Genomic DNA, 15,361 nt, shown 5'->3' on the forward strand with positions numbered 1-15,361 from the left:
TCTCTTGAACAAAACATTCTACATCACCACGCCGATTTATTATCCCAGCGACAACCTGCACATCGGTCACGCCTACACCACCGTGGCGGCGGACGCGATGGCCCGTTTCAAGCGCCTGACCGGTTACGACGTCTGGTTCCTGACCGGCTCCGACGAGCACGGGCAAAAGATTGAGCGCGCCGCCCGGGCCGGCGGGCAGACGCCGCTCGCCTATGTGGATCACATTGTGGCCGGGTTTCAGCGCCTGTGGCGGAAGCTGGATATCAGTTACAACGACTTCATCCGCACCACCCAGGAAAGGCACAAGCGGGTGGTGCAGGCCATTTTTCAGAAGCTCTACGATCAGGGGGACATTTACAAGGCCGCTTATGAGGGCTGGTACTGCACCCCCTGCGAGACCTTCTGGACGGAAGGGCGCCTGGTGGAAGGCAACTGCCCGGATTGCGGCCGGCCGGTGGAACTGGTGCGGGAAGAAAGCTACTTCTTCCGCATTTCCAAATATGCGGACCGCCTGCTGCAATATATCGAGGCGAACCCGGACTTTATTCAGCCCGTTTCCAGGCGCAACGAGATGACCAGCTTTATCAAAAGCGGCCTGGAGGATCTGTGTGTTTCCCGGACCACTTTTGACTGGGGCATTCCGGTGCCCTTCGACCCCAAACATGTCATCTACGTCTGGGTGGACGCCCTGACCAACTACATATCCGCCCTCGGCTACGGCAGCGGGGACGACGCGCTGTTCCGCAAATTCTGGCCGGCGGACGTGCATCTGGTGGGCAAGGACATCGTGCGCTTCCACTCGATCATCTGGCCGGCTATCCTGATGGCGGCCGGCATTGAACTGCCCCGGCAGGTGGTCGGCCACGGCTGGTTGCTGCTGGAGAGCGGAAAGATGAGCAAGTCCAAAGGCAATGTGGTCGATCCAATGGTATTGATCGACAAGTACGGCGTGGACGCCATCCGCTACTACCTGCTGCGGGAGCTGCCCTTCGGCTCCGACGGCTACTACTCCGAAGAGTCGCTGGTCAACCGTATCAACACCGACCTGGCCAATGACCTGGGCAACCTGGTCAGCCGCACCCTGGGTATGATTAATAAATATTTTAAGGGTTCTCTGGGCGGCCCCGGCCCGGCGGAAGGCCCGGATCAGGATTTAATCGATCTGGCCCTGGTCACGCCGGGGGAAGTGGCGTCACTGGTCGACCGGCGGGAGCTGTCCAACGCGCTGGCGGCGATCTGGAAACTGGTCGGCCGGGCGAACAAGTATGTGGATGAAACGGCTCCCTGGGCGCTGAACAAGGACCCGGAAAAAAAGGCGCGGCTGGGCGCCGTATTATACAACCTGGCTGAAAGCGTGCGCTTCATCACCGTGCTGATTACTCCCTTTATGCCCAACACGCCGGACCGGGTCTGGCCGCAGTTGGGCATCGCGGACAAACCGGAGCTGCATACCTGGGAATCCCTCACCTGGGGCCGCCTGCCCGGCGGACTGACGGTACAGCGGGGGGAAGCACTGTTCCCGCGCATTGATTTGGATGCGCTGGAGGAAAATTAGGCCATATATGGCGGCGCCTGGTTTCCACCCGCCGTGTAAGTGGATGGAAAAGGGATTTGACGGCCCCGATTTGGTGTGTTGACGTGGAAAGGAGAAAACTCTACGGTGCATAATCTTGCTTTAATCGACAGCCACGCCCATCTGGACGACGCGCAGTACGACGGCGACCGGGAGGTGATGCTGGACCGGGCGCGGGCGGCGGGCGTGGTGCTGATAATCAATGCGGGCTACGACCTGCCTTCCTCCCGGCGGGCTGTCGACCTGGCTGCCGAATACGATTTTATTTATGCCGCGGTGGGCGTACATCCCCATGAAGTGGCCGGTTTACCGGCGGATTACCTGGATACGGTGCGGGAATTGAGCCGGCAAGCCAAAGTGGTGGCCATCGGGGAGATCGGCCTGGACTACTACCGGGATTTGAGCCCCCGGGAAGTGCAGCGGCGGGTTTTCCGGGAGCAGCTGGCCCTGGCGAAAGAACTTAATCTGCCGGTGGTTATTCACGACCGGGACGCCCACGGCGACGTGCTGGACATCCTGCGTAAAGACGGCGCCGGGCCGGGCGGTGGGGTGCTGCACTGCTTCGCCGGCAGTCTGGAAATGGCCGCCGCCTGCCTGGAAATGGGATTTTACATCTCCTTTGCCGGCCCGGTGACCTATCCCAACGCCCGCCGGCCCAAAGAAGTGGCCGCCGCCGTGCCCCTGGAGCGCCTGCTGGTGGAAACCGACTCCCCCTATCTCACTCCCCAGGCGCACCGGGGGAAGCGCAACGAGCCGGCCTATGTGCGCTACGTGGCGGAACAAATAGCGGCCTTGCGGGGAATCGCGCCGGCGGAACTGGCCCGGGCGGCAACGGCCAACGCCCGGCGGGTATTCGGCCTGCCGGGGGAAGAACCGGAAATTTAGCCGGTTGAACGGTCCGTTCAGGTTTCGCGCCGTGCAGCCCGGCCCGCCGGCCGGGATTCTTCCGGCGCGCTGTCCGGCGGCCGGGTACGGGTGGCGCATGCCGGCCGTGACGGGCGGGATTATTCCGGCCCGTTGACCGGAAAAAGGCAAAATTTAAATAACCGGTTTTTTGAATCATGGTATAATGGATCCATAAAAAGCATTGTCCGTGGTATTTTTATTTCAAGGGGGTTAAGAGGTGTCGGAAACAAAAGGGCTGATTCTTGTTTTTACCGGCAACGGCAAGGGAAAAACCACCGCCGCTTTGGGTATGGGCATGCGCGCCTGGGGGCAGGGAATGAAAGTGCTGGTGCTGCAGTTTATCAAAGGCGGTTGGAAATACGGTGAATTAAAGACAATTGCCCAATTGGGGCCGCGTTTTGAAGTGCGCCAACTGGGCGAGGGATTCACGCAGGTCGACAACGGCGTCAGTATGGAAGAGCACCGGTCCGCCGCCCGCGCCGCCCTGGCGGAAGCGGACAAGGAACTGGCCGCCGGCAACTGCGATCTGATCATCCTGGATGAAATTCTTTATGCAATCAAATTCAAACTCATTACCCTGGAAGAAGTGCTCGCCCTGCTGGATAAAAAACCGTCCCGCCTGCACCTGGTGCTCACCGGACGGGACGCCCCGCCGGAAATCATCGACCGGGCCGACCTGGTCACCGAGATGAAAGAAGTCAAGCACCACTACCGGCAGCAGGGAATCAAAGCCCAGCGGGGAGTGGAGTTTTAACGGACGGAAAGAAGTCCGGGTGCACGGGTTCCATGTCTATTACCACCGGGTTGCCGGTGGTTTTTTAGTTTTCAGTGGGGAAAAACGAGACAATGCAGGAAGGGCCTGTTAACTGTTGTTTATCGCGCCCCGACTACCTCCCGGATATGCCTTCCGCTGTATTGAAAAGACAACGCAGGAAATAACCGTTAACCGTTTTTATATCACTGTTCGCCTGTCATTATTAACCGTTGGGAGGGTGATGCTTTAAAGGTGACCCCGGCATTATCCGGGTGGTACAAAGAGATATTGATGATCCCGGACTCAACGGTCTACAGGTGATTGATCAGGTTGGTCCGGTCCGGCAGGCCAGGTTTAACGGCTGTCAGGAGTGTGGCCGTTGTGTGGAGGAATGTCCCGAACAGGCTTTATCCGTGGTGGGACAGGATGGCGTTTTTACCTTGCAGTTGCGTTTTGACCGCTGCAACGGCACCGCTTGCATGCGTTGCGAAAGAGTGTGTCCGGAGCAGGTGTTTGTTCTAAAAGTATTGGCCACCTGATGAAATTAAAAATTGCGAAATTGTGCTGAAAAACAACCCGTCCGGGTTGTTTTTATTTGTTGCCGGCAGGGGATCGTTAATGAACGGAGAATAACAATGTAAATCTGCAAGAGGTGAACGAGATGACCGCCCGTAGTTGCTGAGATACCCCCGACCGGGGCGCCGTGTCGCGCCCGGCGGAAAACCGCACCGAAAATTGCGCCGTGTGCGGTGCGCCCCTGCAGTATCTGTCCCGGTCCGTTGAGGTTGCCTGCACAAGCTGCGGCAAAAAGGAACCGGGTTATGTGGTCTGCCCGCAGGGTCATTACATCTGCGATCAATGTCACGGTATGCGTCTCTTTGAACAAATATTCACTCAATCCCTGGCTTACGAGCAGGACAGGGATCCGCTGGTTATCGCCCAAAAACTGCTGTCGGCAATCCCTTTGCCCATGCTCGGCTGCGAGCATGCCCTGGTTGCGGCGGCCGCTTTAATGACGGCGTTGAAAAACGACGGCTTCGTGAACGCCGGCGCGGCACAGGTGCGGGAAGCCATGCAGCGCACGGCGCGCCAGGCCGTCGGCGCATTTTGCGGGCTGACCGGAATTTGCGGTGTCGTGGTGGGCATCGGCGCTTCATTCAGCGTAATCCTGGGGGCGGCCTGTCCCAAGGACTGGGAAACGGCTCTCACCATGCGTGCCGTGGCTGTAGTGATCGACGCCATTGCCGCGCGTACCGGCCCCTGCTGCTGCAAGGCCTTCATATACACCGGCCTGGAAACGGCTGCGGCGCTGCTCAAGGATTATCTGCAGATCAAGCTGCCGGCGGAAAGCGGTGCCGTCGTCTGCCGGGACAGCCGCCGTCATCCGCATGGTTGCCGGCGGGAAATATGTCCATTTTACGAGCGCGGCGCGGAAAGCACGGTTTGACAAAACTTTAAACCCGCCGCAAGTTACCAGGCTTTAGCCCGAGTAAATAGGCGGGTTTATCGTCGGCTTTAGCCGGAATCTTTTCTGGAAAAGCATTGCAATGTATGTAGAATCATGTGCGAGTATGGCCATCCGGTTCAGCGGCGGACGTCGTTAAGGAAATCAGGGGAATCACATCACACCACCTGCGCCGGTTTCCCGTGCAGGGGGTTTTTTGCCCGCTTCCCTTCACCGGTTGGGTGTTGATTTATTCCGGCCGCCTGTGCTATGATCGATTATAAAAAATAGCTAATTATCTCTCCCGAAGGGAATGGTTGAGGTGAACCCCGGACAAAAGATCAGGGACTTTCGCAAGGAACGCGGGATCACGTTGACCGAACTGGCCAGGCAGCTGGAGATATCCCCTTCCTACCTCAGCGCGGTGGAAAGGGAGATCCGCAAGCCCTCCATTCCCATGTTGAGCAAAATCAGCGAGGCAATCAATCTACCTTTGAACTATCTGGTCGGCGATGCGGATGATACCGTCTCCGGCGAAAAGCTGCGGTTCATGCGGGAGAGCCGTGGTTTGAGCCTGGATGATCTGGCTGAAATAAGTGAAATTCCCGCCGCCACACTGGAGAAATTTGAAAGCGGACAGGCCGTTCCGGATTTGGACGACCTGAAGAAACTCTCGGAAGCGCTGAACGTGACCATTCGTTACTTTCTGGAAAAAGCGGATCACACCGGCAGTCTCGGCAAGCGCCTGCGCAAAACCAGGCAGAAACAGGGGCTGACCATAGCCGCCCTGGCCCAGCGGGCCGGAGTCTCGTCCGGACTGCTCAGTCAGATTGAAAACGGCCAAACCATGCCCCTGCTGGATACATTGGAGAAATTCGCCCGCGTGTTGAACACGCCGGTGAGCTATTTTTTGATGAAACAGGAGGATGTGGCGGACCTGCTGGCCACATTGAGCCCGGACGTCTTGGAAACCCTGGGGGATCCCAATGTGCAGACGGTTTTGCGTGCCGTGCGCGACTTTGAAGCCGGCGAGCTGAAGTATATCATCAATTATATCCAGTTTTTCAAACAGAACCGGAACCTGCTCTAACCAATGCAATGCTGGTTTCCCCCGGCCGGTTGCGCCGGGAACGGTTGGAGGTGGACCACTTGTTGGATCCGGAACGGGAGCGCACACTGCTGGCCAGGTTGAAAAAAGCCGTGGTCGAGTATAATCATAGTGAACTGGCCGATGCAATGGCGGAGGTTTTAGAAGAATCTTTCGATGTCCGCAGGGCTGTTTTCGAAGGCCTGGTGCCCGGCATGCAGGAGGCCGGACGCCTTTATGAAGAGGGTGAATACTACATCCCCGAGCTGCTCCTTTGCGCCGAAGTCTTATATAACGGTCTGGCCGTGTTCCGGGAGCATATGGACAAAGGCGGGCTGAACGTTAGAGGAACGATCGTTATCGGCGTGGTGGAAGGGGATATTCACGATATCGGTAAAAACCTGGTCAAGTTGATGCTGGAGATTTCCGGGTTCAAAGTGTTTGATCTGGGCCGGGACGTGCCGCTGCAGCGCTTTTTGTCCGAGAACCGCAAGGTTTGTCCGGATATCGTCTGCCTTTCCACCATGATGACCACCACTTTGCCGGAAATGAAAAAAGTGATCAAGGAACTGCGGGAGCGCAACCCCCGGGTCAAGGTGATGGTCGGGGGCGCCCCGTTGAGCGATTATATCGCCAGGCGGTGGGGCGCCAGCGGTTACGCCCCCAATGCCCATCAAGCGCTGAAAAAAGTGATTGAAATTATGCTCACGGTGAGCGGCGGCGGCATGCCGGGGCGGGACGGGACATAACGTCCTGAAAAATTTGTTTTTTAGACAGTCTTTTCAAAATTTTCTGGCCTGATGTTAATTTCCGGGGGGTGAATTGCCGTGCTCTGTCAGCGTAAGGAGTTTGAGTTGCTCAACCGGTTGCGCGAAGGCGTGATCAATTTCGATGAAGACGAAGTGGTCCGGACGGCGCAGGAATGCATTCAGACCGGGATGGACGCCACCAGGGCCATTTTCGAAGGTCTGGTGCCGGGGATTGAAGAAGTCGGCCGCCTCTACGAGGAGGAAATTTATTTTATTCCCGAAATGCTCATGTGCGCCGATGCGCTGTACCGCGGACTGGAACTGCTCCGGGAAAAGGTGGAAAAAAGGGAACTGGGAATCCGGGGACGGGTGCTGATTGGAGTGGTGGCGGGTGACATCCATGATATCGGCAAGAATATCGTGAAAATGATGTTTGAAGCATCCGGCTTTGAGGTTTATGATCTGGGGAAAGACGTGCCCCCGGAAACTTTTTTGCGGGAGTACAGGCGCTTGAAGCCGGACATCGTCTGTCTTTCCACCATGATGACCACCACCATGCTGGGCATGAAACGGGTGATGGCCCGGTTGCGGGAAGAAAACCCGGACGTGCTGATCATGATGGGCGGCTCGCCGGTGACGGAGCAGGTGGCCGCCCGCTGGGGAGCCAGCGGCTACGCCCCCAACGCCTCGCAGGCTTTAAAGGCGGCCATCAAACTGCTGGTGCAGATAAAGAATGAAGCGCTTGCTTTCTGTCAAAATAAATAATCTTTTTCAAGCGCCCGCGGTTAAAAGGAAAATCAAATCCGTTGGGGCGCTTTTTTCAACCGTTTGGCAAAATGGCCTTTACGGATTAATGTTGGTGTGCTAAAATGTGAAAAAAGTAAAAACATTTTTATTTTTTACTAAACATTTAGTAAAAGAGCAACTATATTATATTTATGACCGGAAAATTAAGGTTTTTTGTCTCTTATGGCCTATTCGGGCCATACGAATAAAGGTGCGGGTGTGATCACGTCCGCCGGGCCGGGAGGTGACGGAGGGAGAGGCAAATTGTGTGCTGAATGCAGGTGAGCTTTGTAGAAGGGAGGCTAAAAAATGGCCAAGCAAATGTTAATTGATGCCATCCGGGGTAAAAAGACCCCGCGGGCGCCCTGGGTTCCTTACGCCGGCGTGCACTGTGCCTTTGTGATCGGTGAGCCGGCCGACAAATTTTTACAGGATCCGAAGCTGCTGGCCAAGGGCGTGGTGGAAACCGCCAAAAAGTACAAAGCCGACGGTATTCCCCTCGTTTTCGACTTGTCGGTGGAATCTGCTTCCATGGGATTGGAAATCAAGTGGTGGCCGGACAATGTGCCCTCGGTGCAGTCCCATCCCCTTTCCGACAAGACGGTGGAAGAAGCCGGCTTGAAGGTGCCGGGACCGGAAGACGGACGCTGGCCGGTGCTCTTTGAGGCGGCCGCGCTGGCCAAACCGCAGCTGGATGAAATGGATTGCGCCCTGATGGGCCTGGCCTGCGGTCCGCTTACCCTGGCCAGCCACCTGGCTGGCGTGAGGATTTTCACCGATGTTTATAAGAACAAGGCCAAGGCACACGAAATTCTGAAGTTCTGCGCCGAAGTGGTGGAAAAGTCAGCCGAAAGCTACTGCAAGATGGGCTGTGACATTGTAGCCATCGTGGATCCGGTGGCGTCCCAGATCAAGGACGAAACTTTCCGCGAGTTCGTGCATCCTTACTGCCAGGCGGCTATCGCCACCATTCACCGCTACGGCAAGACCTCCAGCTTCTTCATTTGCGGCGACGCCACCAAGGTGATGGAGTCGGTATGCAAGATCGGCACTCACGGCTTTGCCATTGACGAACAGCTGAACATGAACTTTGTCCGCGACCTGGCCAGAAAGCACGGCGTGGGTTTCGGCGGCAACCTCAAACTGACCCTGGCCCTTTCCCTGGGCATTTTATCCCCCCGCGAAGACGCTATTGTCAGCCTGGCGGCAGGCGGCAATCACGGTTTTGTCTTTGCGCCTGGCTGAGACATGCCCTATGATGTTCCGTCGGAACACATGGAGCAGGTACTGGAAGCCCGGGAATGGTATGAGCAGTATTATGCCAAGTATCCCGAATCCTGGTAGAAGAGGAGGGATAACATTGTCCGATCAAAAGGTCAAGATCGATGTACTCACCCTGGACAGCGTACAATGTGCCGCCTGCGGCTACATGATGGAGTCGATAGCGGCCATGCCTCCCGATGTGCAGGAAATGATTGAATACAAGGAATGGTCGATTAAGACCAAATCCGGTATCGGCAAGTTTCTCGAACTCAACGGGAAGGTTCTGCCGACCATCTGCATCGAGGGAGATCTGGTTTTTGAGAGCATCATTCCGCAGTATGAGGAATTGATTGACGAGTTGGCCAAAAGGGCGCCGACACCGGAGATGAGCGAGCGAATCAAGTCCTTGCGGGATGTTGGCTTTGATTTTGACAACATTAAAGCCAATCTGCAAAAAGCCGGTTCGGGCCTGAATACGCGGGCCGACTAGTAAAGTAAAAATGAAGCCATTACATCTGGAAGTGATTTACGCCGGGGACCACAACCTCTCCTGTTTCTATATGGCCGAGGTGGTGGAGGCTGTGGCCCCCCTTTTTAAAAACTCGCTCACCTGGGACCGGGTTTATATTTTAAAAAAGGACGGCGCCAGGCGCTTCTACGAGCTTTCCGTGGGTCTGTACGGCGAGGAGGGGGTACGGAAAAAACAGCAGTACGCCCCCATCCCTTCCATCTTTGCCGACGGCAGGCTGCTCTTCGATCAAATTCCTCCGGTGGAAGAACTGACGGAAGCAATTGCCGGGATACTGAAAACCGGGGGGGAATAAAATGAAGGCGGACTACCTGCACAGTTTTGCCGGCGAATTGCTGGGCACTTTTGTCCTGGTCTTCATTGGCTGTGCCACAGTTGCCGTGACGGTGCTTTTTTCGGCGCATACGGGACTGTTTCAGGTGGCCGCCGTGTGGGGCGCCGGAGTGACGCTGGCCATTTACGCCACCCGCCACCTTTCCTGCGCCCACCTGAATCCGGCCGTCAGTGTGGCCATGGTATTGTCCGGGCGGATGGCCCCCCGGAAATTGCCCGTCTACCTGGCGGCGCAGTTGGCAGGCGCTTTTCTGGCCGGACTCTGTTTGTATCTTGTTTTTTCCGGCTCTATAGCCGCTTTTGAAAACATGCATCACATTGTACGCGGTACAAGTGATTCGGTTAAGACGGCCATGATGTTTGGCGAGTATTTCCCCAACCCTTCCCTGCCGGCCGGGTTTTCGGTAACCATGACGACGGCGTTTGGCGTAGAAGCGGCGGGCACATTTTTACTGGTTTTGATGATCTTTTTGTTGACGGAAGGTTGCAATGTCGGCCGGCCGTCCAGCGAATTCGCCCCGGTTTTGATCGGTTTGACCGTAACCACGCTAATCAGCATCTTTGCTCCGCTGACCCAGGCCGGACTGAATCCGGCACGTGATTTCGGCCCCCGGCTGGCCGCCTATCTGGCCGGGTGGGGTAAAACAGCCATCCCGGGACCGCACGGCGGGTTTTTTACCGTGTATATTTTGGGACCCCTGGTTGGCGGCTGTCTGGCTGCATTGTTGTTCGGGAAGGTGCTGGAACCTTTGATGGCGGCCAAAAGCAGCCAGTGCGGCTGCGCGGATATTAAAAAAGATCCGGCGGAGGTGAGTCCAGTGGCTGAGAAAACGGTAAAAGTGCTGGTCTTCGGCACCACCCCGCCCTGTGCGCGCTGCCGGCAGGCGGAAACAGAGGCCCGGCAGGCGGCAAATGAATTTCCGGCCGGACAGGTAACGGTGGAAAAACTGGACGCCCTCTCACCGCCGGGCCGGCAATACGGTGTGGCCGTCACGCCCGCCATACTGGTCAACGGCCGGCAGGTGGCGGCCGGGCGGGTGCTCAAGCGGATGGAACTGGCGGAAATAATCCGCAGGGAACTGGAGGCGTGAACATGGCCGTAAAAATGGAAGTGTTCAGCGGCAACCCCCCCTGCCCCGGCTGCCTGGAGATTATGAATTTGTGCCGGTCGGTGGCGGAAGAGTACGGGGAAGAGATTGAGTTCACCCCATACGTGGGCGAAGAGGGAATGGCGAAATTTGACGAATACCGGATGTTTTGCGTGCCGGCCGTGGTGGTCAACGGTTTCATCAAAATCGAAGGTGTTGTGCCCAGCCGCTTTACCTTGCTCAATGCTTTAAGGGAGGGCGGATTATGTCTAAGATAAAAATTGAAGCCTTTTTGTCCGTACCGCCCTGTTCCGGCGGCATCGCCCTCTCCCGCCTGCTGGGGGAGATAGAAAAAGAGTTTGCCGGCAAGGTGGAAATTACCGTCCACCGGGGTCCGGTGCCGGAAATGGAAGAGCTGAAGCTTTCCGCCACGCCGGCGCTGGTGATCGGCAATCTGGTCCGCATTACGGGTGTCTGTCCGGATCGGGAAACAATGGTCGCCGCCCTGCGGGAGTGTGGATTGAATTGAAACCGCTGCTGGTGGAGCTGATTTACGAGGGTGATCACTGCATTCCCTGTGTCTACATGCTGGAGACGGTGGAGGAAGCGATGGCCCCGTTCGGTGAACAGGTCGGGCTGGAACTGGTTTACCTGCGGCAAAAAGAGGGCGGCCGGCGCTATCAGGCCCTGTCCGAGGATTTGGGAAAACCGGCGCCCATCCCGTCAATATTTATCAACGGGAAATTGTATTTCAATATTACCCCGCCGGTGGAGGATCTGCAGGAGACATTCAGAGCATTGTTGGGACCCGGTGAATAAAGAAATCTGGTGAATTAAATGTACATCTACAGGGCGCAGGGGATCTGCCCGGCGGAAATACACTTCCAGTTGACGGACAATAAATTGAGTCACGTCCGCTTTGTCGGCGGCGGTTGTGTGGGCAACGCCCGGTTGATCAGCCGTCTGCTGGAGGGACAGGATGCGGACGCGGTATTGCCCCTGATGAAGGGCATCCAGTGCCGCAACAACACATCCTGTCCGGATCAGCTGTCCCGCGCCGTGGCGCTGGTGAAAGAGGGCCGGCTGGCCGAAGCCGATCCAATCACCGTATACGAAGCGCCGGCGGCAGATCAAGAAGCGGCTGTTTTTGCGGGAGTGGCGGGAAATATTCAGGCGCTGGAAAAAATGCTGCAACTGCCCGTACCGGCCGTTTACAGCCTGGGCGATCTGACCCGGCCCGGAGAGGAAAACGACGCCATTGTGGAACTGGCCCGCAAGAAGAAACTGGCCGGGGTCAAAGGGCCGGTGGATCAGACCATTCCCTGTGCGCAGGCGCGCAACCAGGACTACCTGATCCAGGCGCCCTATTTCCTGCGCTTTCAAATCGGTCCGCGTAAAGCATTGGGCTTTCACGGCGGTTTCATCCAGGAACTGCCCGGTTTTTCCGATTTCAGTCCCTATTCACTGGAATTATTGATGGTCAGCAATTTATCCGATTACCTGCGCAATGAATCCGTCTACCCTGCTTTAGAAACGATGGCGGAGCAGTTTTCCGTGGACGTGGTCCTGTTCGCCCAAACCGGATTGTGGAAGCATGTACGCCTGGGCGGCGTTGACTTCGTCAGTGTGGGGGCGGTGGTGGAAGACGATGCCTTTAAATATGCCCGGTTGAAGTGGGAACAGGATGAGTTGCAGATTACCTTTGAGACAATCAAGCCGTGACCGGGGGGTGAAGCTGATGGGCAGGGTGCTGGTGGATGTTCTGCTCACCGATTTCCGGCAGTGAGCGGCCTGCGTCTATATGGCGGAATCGGTAAAGGCTTTACCGGAAGAAATTCAGCAGATCATCGAGGCCAAAGAGTGGGATATGCGTACCCGGGAAGGAATCAAGCGGTTTCAGGAGCTCAAGGCCAGGTCGCTGCCTTCCATCGCCCTGAATAACCAACTGGTTTATGAAGCCATTATTCCGCCCCAGGAGGAACTGATTGCCGCCATTCTGGAGCGGTTTGAACAGGAGGAGCGGGAATGCCCAAAGTAAGGGTGGACGTACTGTTGACGGATCAATGAGCCTCCGGCACCTATATGGTGGAACTGGTAAGGTCCTTGCCAGACGAGATCAAAGAGATTATTGAGCCGTACGAATGGAACGTGAAGACACGGGAAGGCATCAGCAAGAAAAGCGAACTGAAAATCAAGCCCGTGCCCAGCATTGCCCTGAACGGGGAACTGGTTTACGCTTCCACCATCCCGCCGCAGGAGGATCTGATTCAGGCGATTCGCGAAAGAAGCGGCCTTGAATAAAAAACAACCGCCCTGGAAGGTGGCGGCCGTGCCTAAAAGGAAATGCGCAGCTCCGGAAATGGAATACGGCGCTATGTAGATAAACGCACCGCCGCGCAAATCCGGCGCGGAAAAATGTCCGTCAGGTTTGAAATTCGGCCGGAGGTGGCCCCATGTATCTGGAAGAGGTTATAATCAGCGGCTTCAAGTCTTATGCCGTGGAAGCCGGTGTCGGCTTCAAGCCGGGCATCGGCGTCATCGTGGGCAACAACGGGGTGGGCAAATCGAACATTCTGGATGCCGTTGCCTGGGCGCTGGGGGAAAACGACCCGGACCGGCTGCGCTGCGACCGGGAGGAGGACCTGTTTTTCGGCGGCACGCAAGAGTACCCGCCGGCCGCAACGGTCAATGTCACTCTGAAGTTAAAGGCCGGTCCGGAGAAAAAGGCGTCGGTGACCACGCTCGCCCGGCGGAAGGAACGGTGCGGGGCGGACGTTTATACGGTTGACGGGGTGGAGTTAGGCCGGTCCGCCTACCTGCAGAAGTTGAGCGCCCTGGGATGGCGTGATACCGCCAGGACATTGATCCGCCAGGAACAGATCAACCGTTTCCTGCATTTGAGTCCGGAAGAGCGGGTTGTTTATCTCGCCGGCCTGCTCAACGGCACGGAGGTAAACCAGGAACTGATCAGCCGGTTGAATGCAAGCTTTAAAAATTACCTGCAGACACTGATTCCCGGCAGTGACGGCAATATTTTGCTCACCGGACGGGATGGTGCGCCCGGGCTGCTCATCGAAGCATCCCTGGGCAAGGGGATGAAAAACTCCACCCTTTTGTCCGGCGGCGAAAAGACAATTTGCTCGCTGGCTTTGAACCTGGCCCTGTTTGAGCAACTGAACAGCCCCCTTTACCTGCTGGACGAAGTGGAGCCTTCGCTGGACTGGACCAATCACCGCAACATGCAGGCGCTGCTCAAAAGTTTGAATCAAAAGAAGCAGTTAATCATGATCACACACCTGCGCAGCACCATTCAGCTGGCCGACTCGTTGCACGGCATTCGCGCCCGCAAAGACGGCAGTTCGTTTGTCAAATTCTATTTTGAAATGAATGAGCGTTTGTTAAGGGCATACAAATGCTGCTGAGGTGGGGAAAGCATGGACACAGCAACTGTAGAGAAATTTAAAAACCTGGTGCTTGATCTGGATCTGCCGCAAACGGACGTAGTTTTGTTCGGCGTCACCTGCCCCTACTGCGGCAAGAACGACCGGATCAGGCCGTTGGAACCGCCGGACGAAGTGGCATTGGAAAGCGGCAGCCTGAATGATTACCGCGAATTCTGGGCGCTGCTGGCAGCGGAAGCGGCGGATGGAGAGCCGGCGGTATGCAAGTTTTGCCGCAACATTTTGCTTTTGGATGAGCACAGAAAGGCCCGGCCGTTACCGGATTAGTACCGGTTACTGTGATGTCCAGGGAGGTGGAGGCGGATGTCCGATACAACCGACGTTTTTCTGATCACCGGTTTTCTGGGCAGCGGCAAAACCACTTTTTTGAACCGGATTATCAATCAATTTCCGCGGGACAAAAAACTGATGATCTTGATGAATGAATTTGGCGAGGTGGGCGTTGACGGTGCCCTGGTAGAAAGCGAAGACCTGGAAATGCTGGAAATCAGCAAGGGCTCCATATTCTGCGCCTGCGTCAAGACCGACTTCATCAAAGGCATGTATGAGATTGCGCAAAAAATCAAACCAGACGTGCTGTTGATTGAGTCCACCGGGGTGGCCAATCCGACGGATCTGAAAAGGGATCTCCAGTTGCCCATTTTTAACAACCGCTTTTTGTTCAAAGAACAGTTCTGCATTGTCGACGCCGCCCATTTCATGGATGAATACGGAGTTTTTTCATCGGTGGAAAATCAGATTGCCTCCTCGACCCGGTTTATCATCAACAAGATTGATCTGGCCACAGCGGAGCAGATCCGGGAAGTGAAGCGGATTATTGCGCAGCACCACCCGGAGCCGCACTTTTATGAAACCACTTTTGCCGCGGCGGATGTGATCGGCCTGCTTGCCCTAAGCGGTGCGGATAAAGCGGAAGGAACCGTTTCATCCGCTCAAATGAATGACGAAGAACTGGATCAGTACATTGACGCCCTGCTGGACGACCCCGGTGCCTCCCTGTCCCCGCCCGACATTCTGATTTCGGCCGCCTTCCGCTGGCCGGGGGGCACGCCGGCGGAAATCTGCGAGATGGCCGCCAAACTGCCCCGGCAAGTGCCCCGGGCTAAAGGATTTATCGTTGCAAACGGCCGGACATACCTGTTCAACTTCGTCATGGGCCGGTTCGACCTGGAAGAGCAGAACGCACCGTCAAAACAAATTCCGGGCAATGTGCTGGTGTTTATCGCCCCGCCGGACGTCATGCCGGCGGTGGAGGAGATTTTATCCGCATACCGGTTTTCCCGGATTACGGATGGATAGCCGTCAAGGCTTTTGTCAAAAACCAACAAAAGGAAGGGGTAATGAACGATGACACCGGAAAGGGAACAAGAGTTACTCAAGAAACTGGC

Annotated in this window: 21 protein-coding genes; all 21 read left to right on the forward strand. The window is 56.3% G+C overall.

Features of this window, described 5'->3' with window-relative positions; translation table 11 throughout:
• Positions 1-4 precede the first annotated feature (4 nt).
• Positions 5-1,555 carry a methionine--tRNA ligase gene (gene metG / locus A6M21_RS03090; protein WP_066666430.1) on the forward strand — a complete coding sequence of 517 codons (1,551 nt, stop codon included), beginning with the start codon at positions 5-7 and terminating at the stop codon, positions 1,553-1,555.
• Positions 1,556-1,660: 105 nt separating this feature from the next.
• Complete coding sequence (locus tag A6M21_RS03095) at positions 1,661-2,458, forward strand: TatD family hydrolase (RefSeq protein WP_078060351.1); 798 nt, start codon at positions 1,661-1,663, stop codon at positions 2,456-2,458.
• Between the two features lie 238 nt (positions 2,459-2,696).
• Positions 2,697-3,233, forward strand: coding sequence for a cob(I)yrinic acid a,c-diamide adenosyltransferase (gene cobO / locus A6M21_RS03100; RefSeq protein ID WP_066666431.1), 537 nt, complete (start codon positions 2,697-2,699; stop codon positions 3,231-3,233).
• A gap of 272 nt (positions 3,234-3,505) precedes the next feature.
• A complete protein-coding gene (locus A6M21_RS03105) occupies positions 3,506-3,772 on the forward strand; it encodes a 4Fe-4S dicluster domain-containing protein (protein WP_066666432.1) in 267 nt (88 codons plus the stop codon).
• Positions 3,773-3,894: 122 nt separating this feature from the next.
• Entirely contained in the window at positions 3,895-4,680 is a 786-nt protein-coding gene (locus tag A6M21_RS19040; protein ID WP_427854593.1) for a DUF5714 domain-containing protein, read from the forward strand.
• Between the two features lie 310 nt (positions 4,681-4,990).
• The gene (locus A6M21_RS03115; protein WP_066666433.1) at positions 4,991-5,767 is read left to right on the forward strand and encodes a helix-turn-helix domain-containing protein; all 777 of its coding nucleotides are present in this window, start codon (positions 4,991-4,993) and stop codon (positions 5,765-5,767) included.
• Between the two features lie 59 nt (positions 5,768-5,826).
• On the forward strand, positions 5,827-6,513 hold the full coding sequence (locus A6M21_RS03120; RefSeq protein WP_066666458.1) for a corrinoid protein: 687 nt from the start codon (positions 5,827-5,829) through the stop codon (positions 6,511-6,513).
• A gap of 78 nt (positions 6,514-6,591) precedes the next feature.
• Positions 6,592-7,278, forward strand: coding sequence for a corrinoid protein (locus A6M21_RS03125; protein WP_066666434.1), 687 nt, complete (start codon positions 6,592-6,594; stop codon positions 7,276-7,278).
• A gap of 330 nt (positions 7,279-7,608) precedes the next feature.
• Positions 7,609-8,544: a uroporphyrinogen decarboxylase family protein gene (locus A6M21_RS03130; protein ID WP_066666435.1), complete on the forward strand. Its 936-nt coding sequence runs from the start codon at positions 7,609-7,611 to the stop codon at positions 8,542-8,544.
• 115 nt (positions 8,545-8,659) lie between these two features.
• Positions 8,660-9,052, forward strand: coding sequence for a hypothetical protein (locus tag A6M21_RS03135; protein ID WP_066666436.1), 393 nt, complete (start codon positions 8,660-8,662; stop codon positions 9,050-9,052).
• 10 nt (positions 9,053-9,062) lie between these two features.
• Positions 9,063-9,386 (forward strand): hypothetical protein, encoded by a 324-nt coding sequence (locus A6M21_RS03140; protein ID WP_066666437.1) that lies wholly within the window; start codon positions 9,063-9,065, stop codon positions 9,384-9,386.
• 1 nt (position 9,387) lies between these two features.
• Positions 9,388-10,515, forward strand: coding sequence for an aquaporin (locus A6M21_RS03145; protein WP_066666438.1), 1,128 nt, complete (start codon positions 9,388-9,390; stop codon positions 10,513-10,515).
• A 2-nt stretch (positions 10,516-10,517) separates the two neighbouring features.
• The gene (locus A6M21_RS03150; RefSeq protein ID WP_066666439.1) at positions 10,518-10,790 is read left to right on the forward strand and encodes a thioredoxin family protein; all 273 of its coding nucleotides are present in this window, start codon (positions 10,518-10,520) and stop codon (positions 10,788-10,790) included.
• Positions 10,778-11,041: a hypothetical protein gene (locus tag A6M21_RS03155; protein WP_066666440.1), complete on the forward strand. Its 264-nt coding sequence runs from the start codon at positions 10,778-10,780 to the stop codon at positions 11,039-11,041. The genes A6M21_RS03150 and A6M21_RS03155 overlap by 13 nt, the downstream gene beginning before the upstream one ends.
• Complete coding sequence (locus A6M21_RS03160) at positions 11,038-11,331, forward strand: HUIPC motif thioredoxin-like (seleno)protein (protein ID WP_066666441.1); 294 nt, start codon at positions 11,038-11,040, stop codon at positions 11,329-11,331. The genes A6M21_RS03155 and A6M21_RS03160 overlap by 4 nt, the downstream gene beginning before the upstream one ends.
• 18 nt (positions 11,332-11,349) lie before the next feature.
• On the forward strand, positions 11,350-12,234 hold the full coding sequence (locus A6M21_RS19360) for a TIGR03905 family TSCPD domain-containing protein (RefSeq protein ID WP_066666442.1): 885 nt from the start codon (positions 11,350-11,352) through the stop codon (positions 12,232-12,234).
• Between the two features lie 79 nt (positions 12,235-12,313).
• Positions 12,314-12,550 carry a thioredoxin domain-containing protein gene (locus A6M21_RS03170; RefSeq protein ID WP_066666443.1) on the forward strand — a complete coding sequence of 79 codons (237 nt, stop codon included), beginning with the start codon at positions 12,314-12,316 and terminating at the stop codon, positions 12,548-12,550.
• Between the two features lie 65 nt (positions 12,551-12,615).
• The gene (locus tag A6M21_RS03175; RefSeq protein WP_151191779.1) at positions 12,616-12,813 is read left to right on the forward strand and encodes a hypothetical protein; all 198 of its coding nucleotides are present in this window, start codon (positions 12,616-12,618) and stop codon (positions 12,811-12,813) included.
• A gap of 152 nt (positions 12,814-12,965) precedes the next feature.
• Positions 12,966-13,934 carry an AAA family ATPase gene (locus tag A6M21_RS03180; protein WP_066666445.1) on the forward strand — a complete coding sequence of 323 codons (969 nt, stop codon included), beginning with the start codon at positions 12,966-12,968 and terminating at the stop codon, positions 13,932-13,934.
• 12 nt (positions 13,935-13,946) lie between these two features.
• Positions 13,947-14,240 carry a hypothetical protein gene (locus A6M21_RS03185; protein WP_066666446.1) on the forward strand — a complete coding sequence of 98 codons (294 nt, stop codon included), beginning with the start codon at positions 13,947-13,949 and terminating at the stop codon, positions 14,238-14,240.
• A gap of 36 nt (positions 14,241-14,276) precedes the next feature.
• Entirely contained in the window at positions 14,277-15,272 is a 996-nt protein-coding gene (locus tag A6M21_RS03190) for a CobW family GTP-binding protein (RefSeq protein ID WP_066666447.1), read from the forward strand.
• Positions 15,273-15,361: the final 89 nt, after the last annotated feature.

This window comes from Desulfotomaculum copahuensis, from assembly GCF_001655685.1.
Taxonomy (GTDB): domain Bacteria; phylum Bacillota; class Desulfotomaculia; order Desulfotomaculales; family Desulfovirgulaceae; genus Desulfotomaculum_G; species Desulfotomaculum_G copahuensis.

What these genes read in the sequence shown, in the direction of transcription:
- A6M21_RS03145 (WP_066666438.1), top strand. Translation starts at nt 9,388, where the DNA reads ATGAAGGCGGACTACCTGCACAGTTTTGCCGGCGAATTGCTGGGCACT.
- A6M21_RS03130 (WP_066666435.1), top strand. Translation starts at nt 7,609, where the DNA reads ATGGCCAAGCAAATGTTAATTGATGCCATCCGGGGTAAAAAGACCCCG.
- A6M21_RS03170 (WP_066666443.1), top strand. Translation starts at nt 12,314, where the DNA reads ATGGCGGAATCGGTAAAGGCTTTACCGGAAGAAATTCAGCAGATCATC.
- A6M21_RS03115 (WP_066666433.1), top strand. Translation starts at nt 4,991, where the DNA reads ATGGTTGAGGTGAACCCCGGACAAAAGATCAGGGACTTTCGCAAGGAA.
- A6M21_RS03155 (WP_066666440.1), top strand. Translation starts at nt 10,778, where the DNA reads ATGTCTAAGATAAAAATTGAAGCCTTTTTGTCCGTACCGCCCTGTTCC.
- A6M21_RS19360 (WP_066666442.1), top strand. Translation starts at nt 11,350, where the DNA reads ATGTACATCTACAGGGCGCAGGGGATCTGCCCGGCGGAAATACACTTC.
- A6M21_RS03150 (WP_066666439.1), top strand. Translation starts at nt 10,518, where the DNA reads ATGGCCGTAAAAATGGAAGTGTTCAGCGGCAACCCCCCCTGCCCCGGC.
- A6M21_RS03190 (WP_066666447.1), top strand. Translation starts at nt 14,277, where the DNA reads ATGTCCGATACAACCGACGTTTTTCTGATCACCGGTTTTCTGGGCAGC.
- A6M21_RS03180 (WP_066666445.1), top strand. Translation starts at nt 12,966, where the DNA reads ATGTATCTGGAAGAGGTTATAATCAGCGGCTTCAAGTCTTATGCCGTG.
- A6M21_RS03185 (WP_066666446.1), top strand. Translation starts at nt 13,947, where the DNA reads ATGGACACAGCAACTGTAGAGAAATTTAAAAACCTGGTGCTTGATCTG.
- A6M21_RS03140 (WP_066666437.1), top strand. Translation starts at nt 9,063, where the DNA reads ATGAAGCCATTACATCTGGAAGTGATTTACGCCGGGGACCACAACCTC.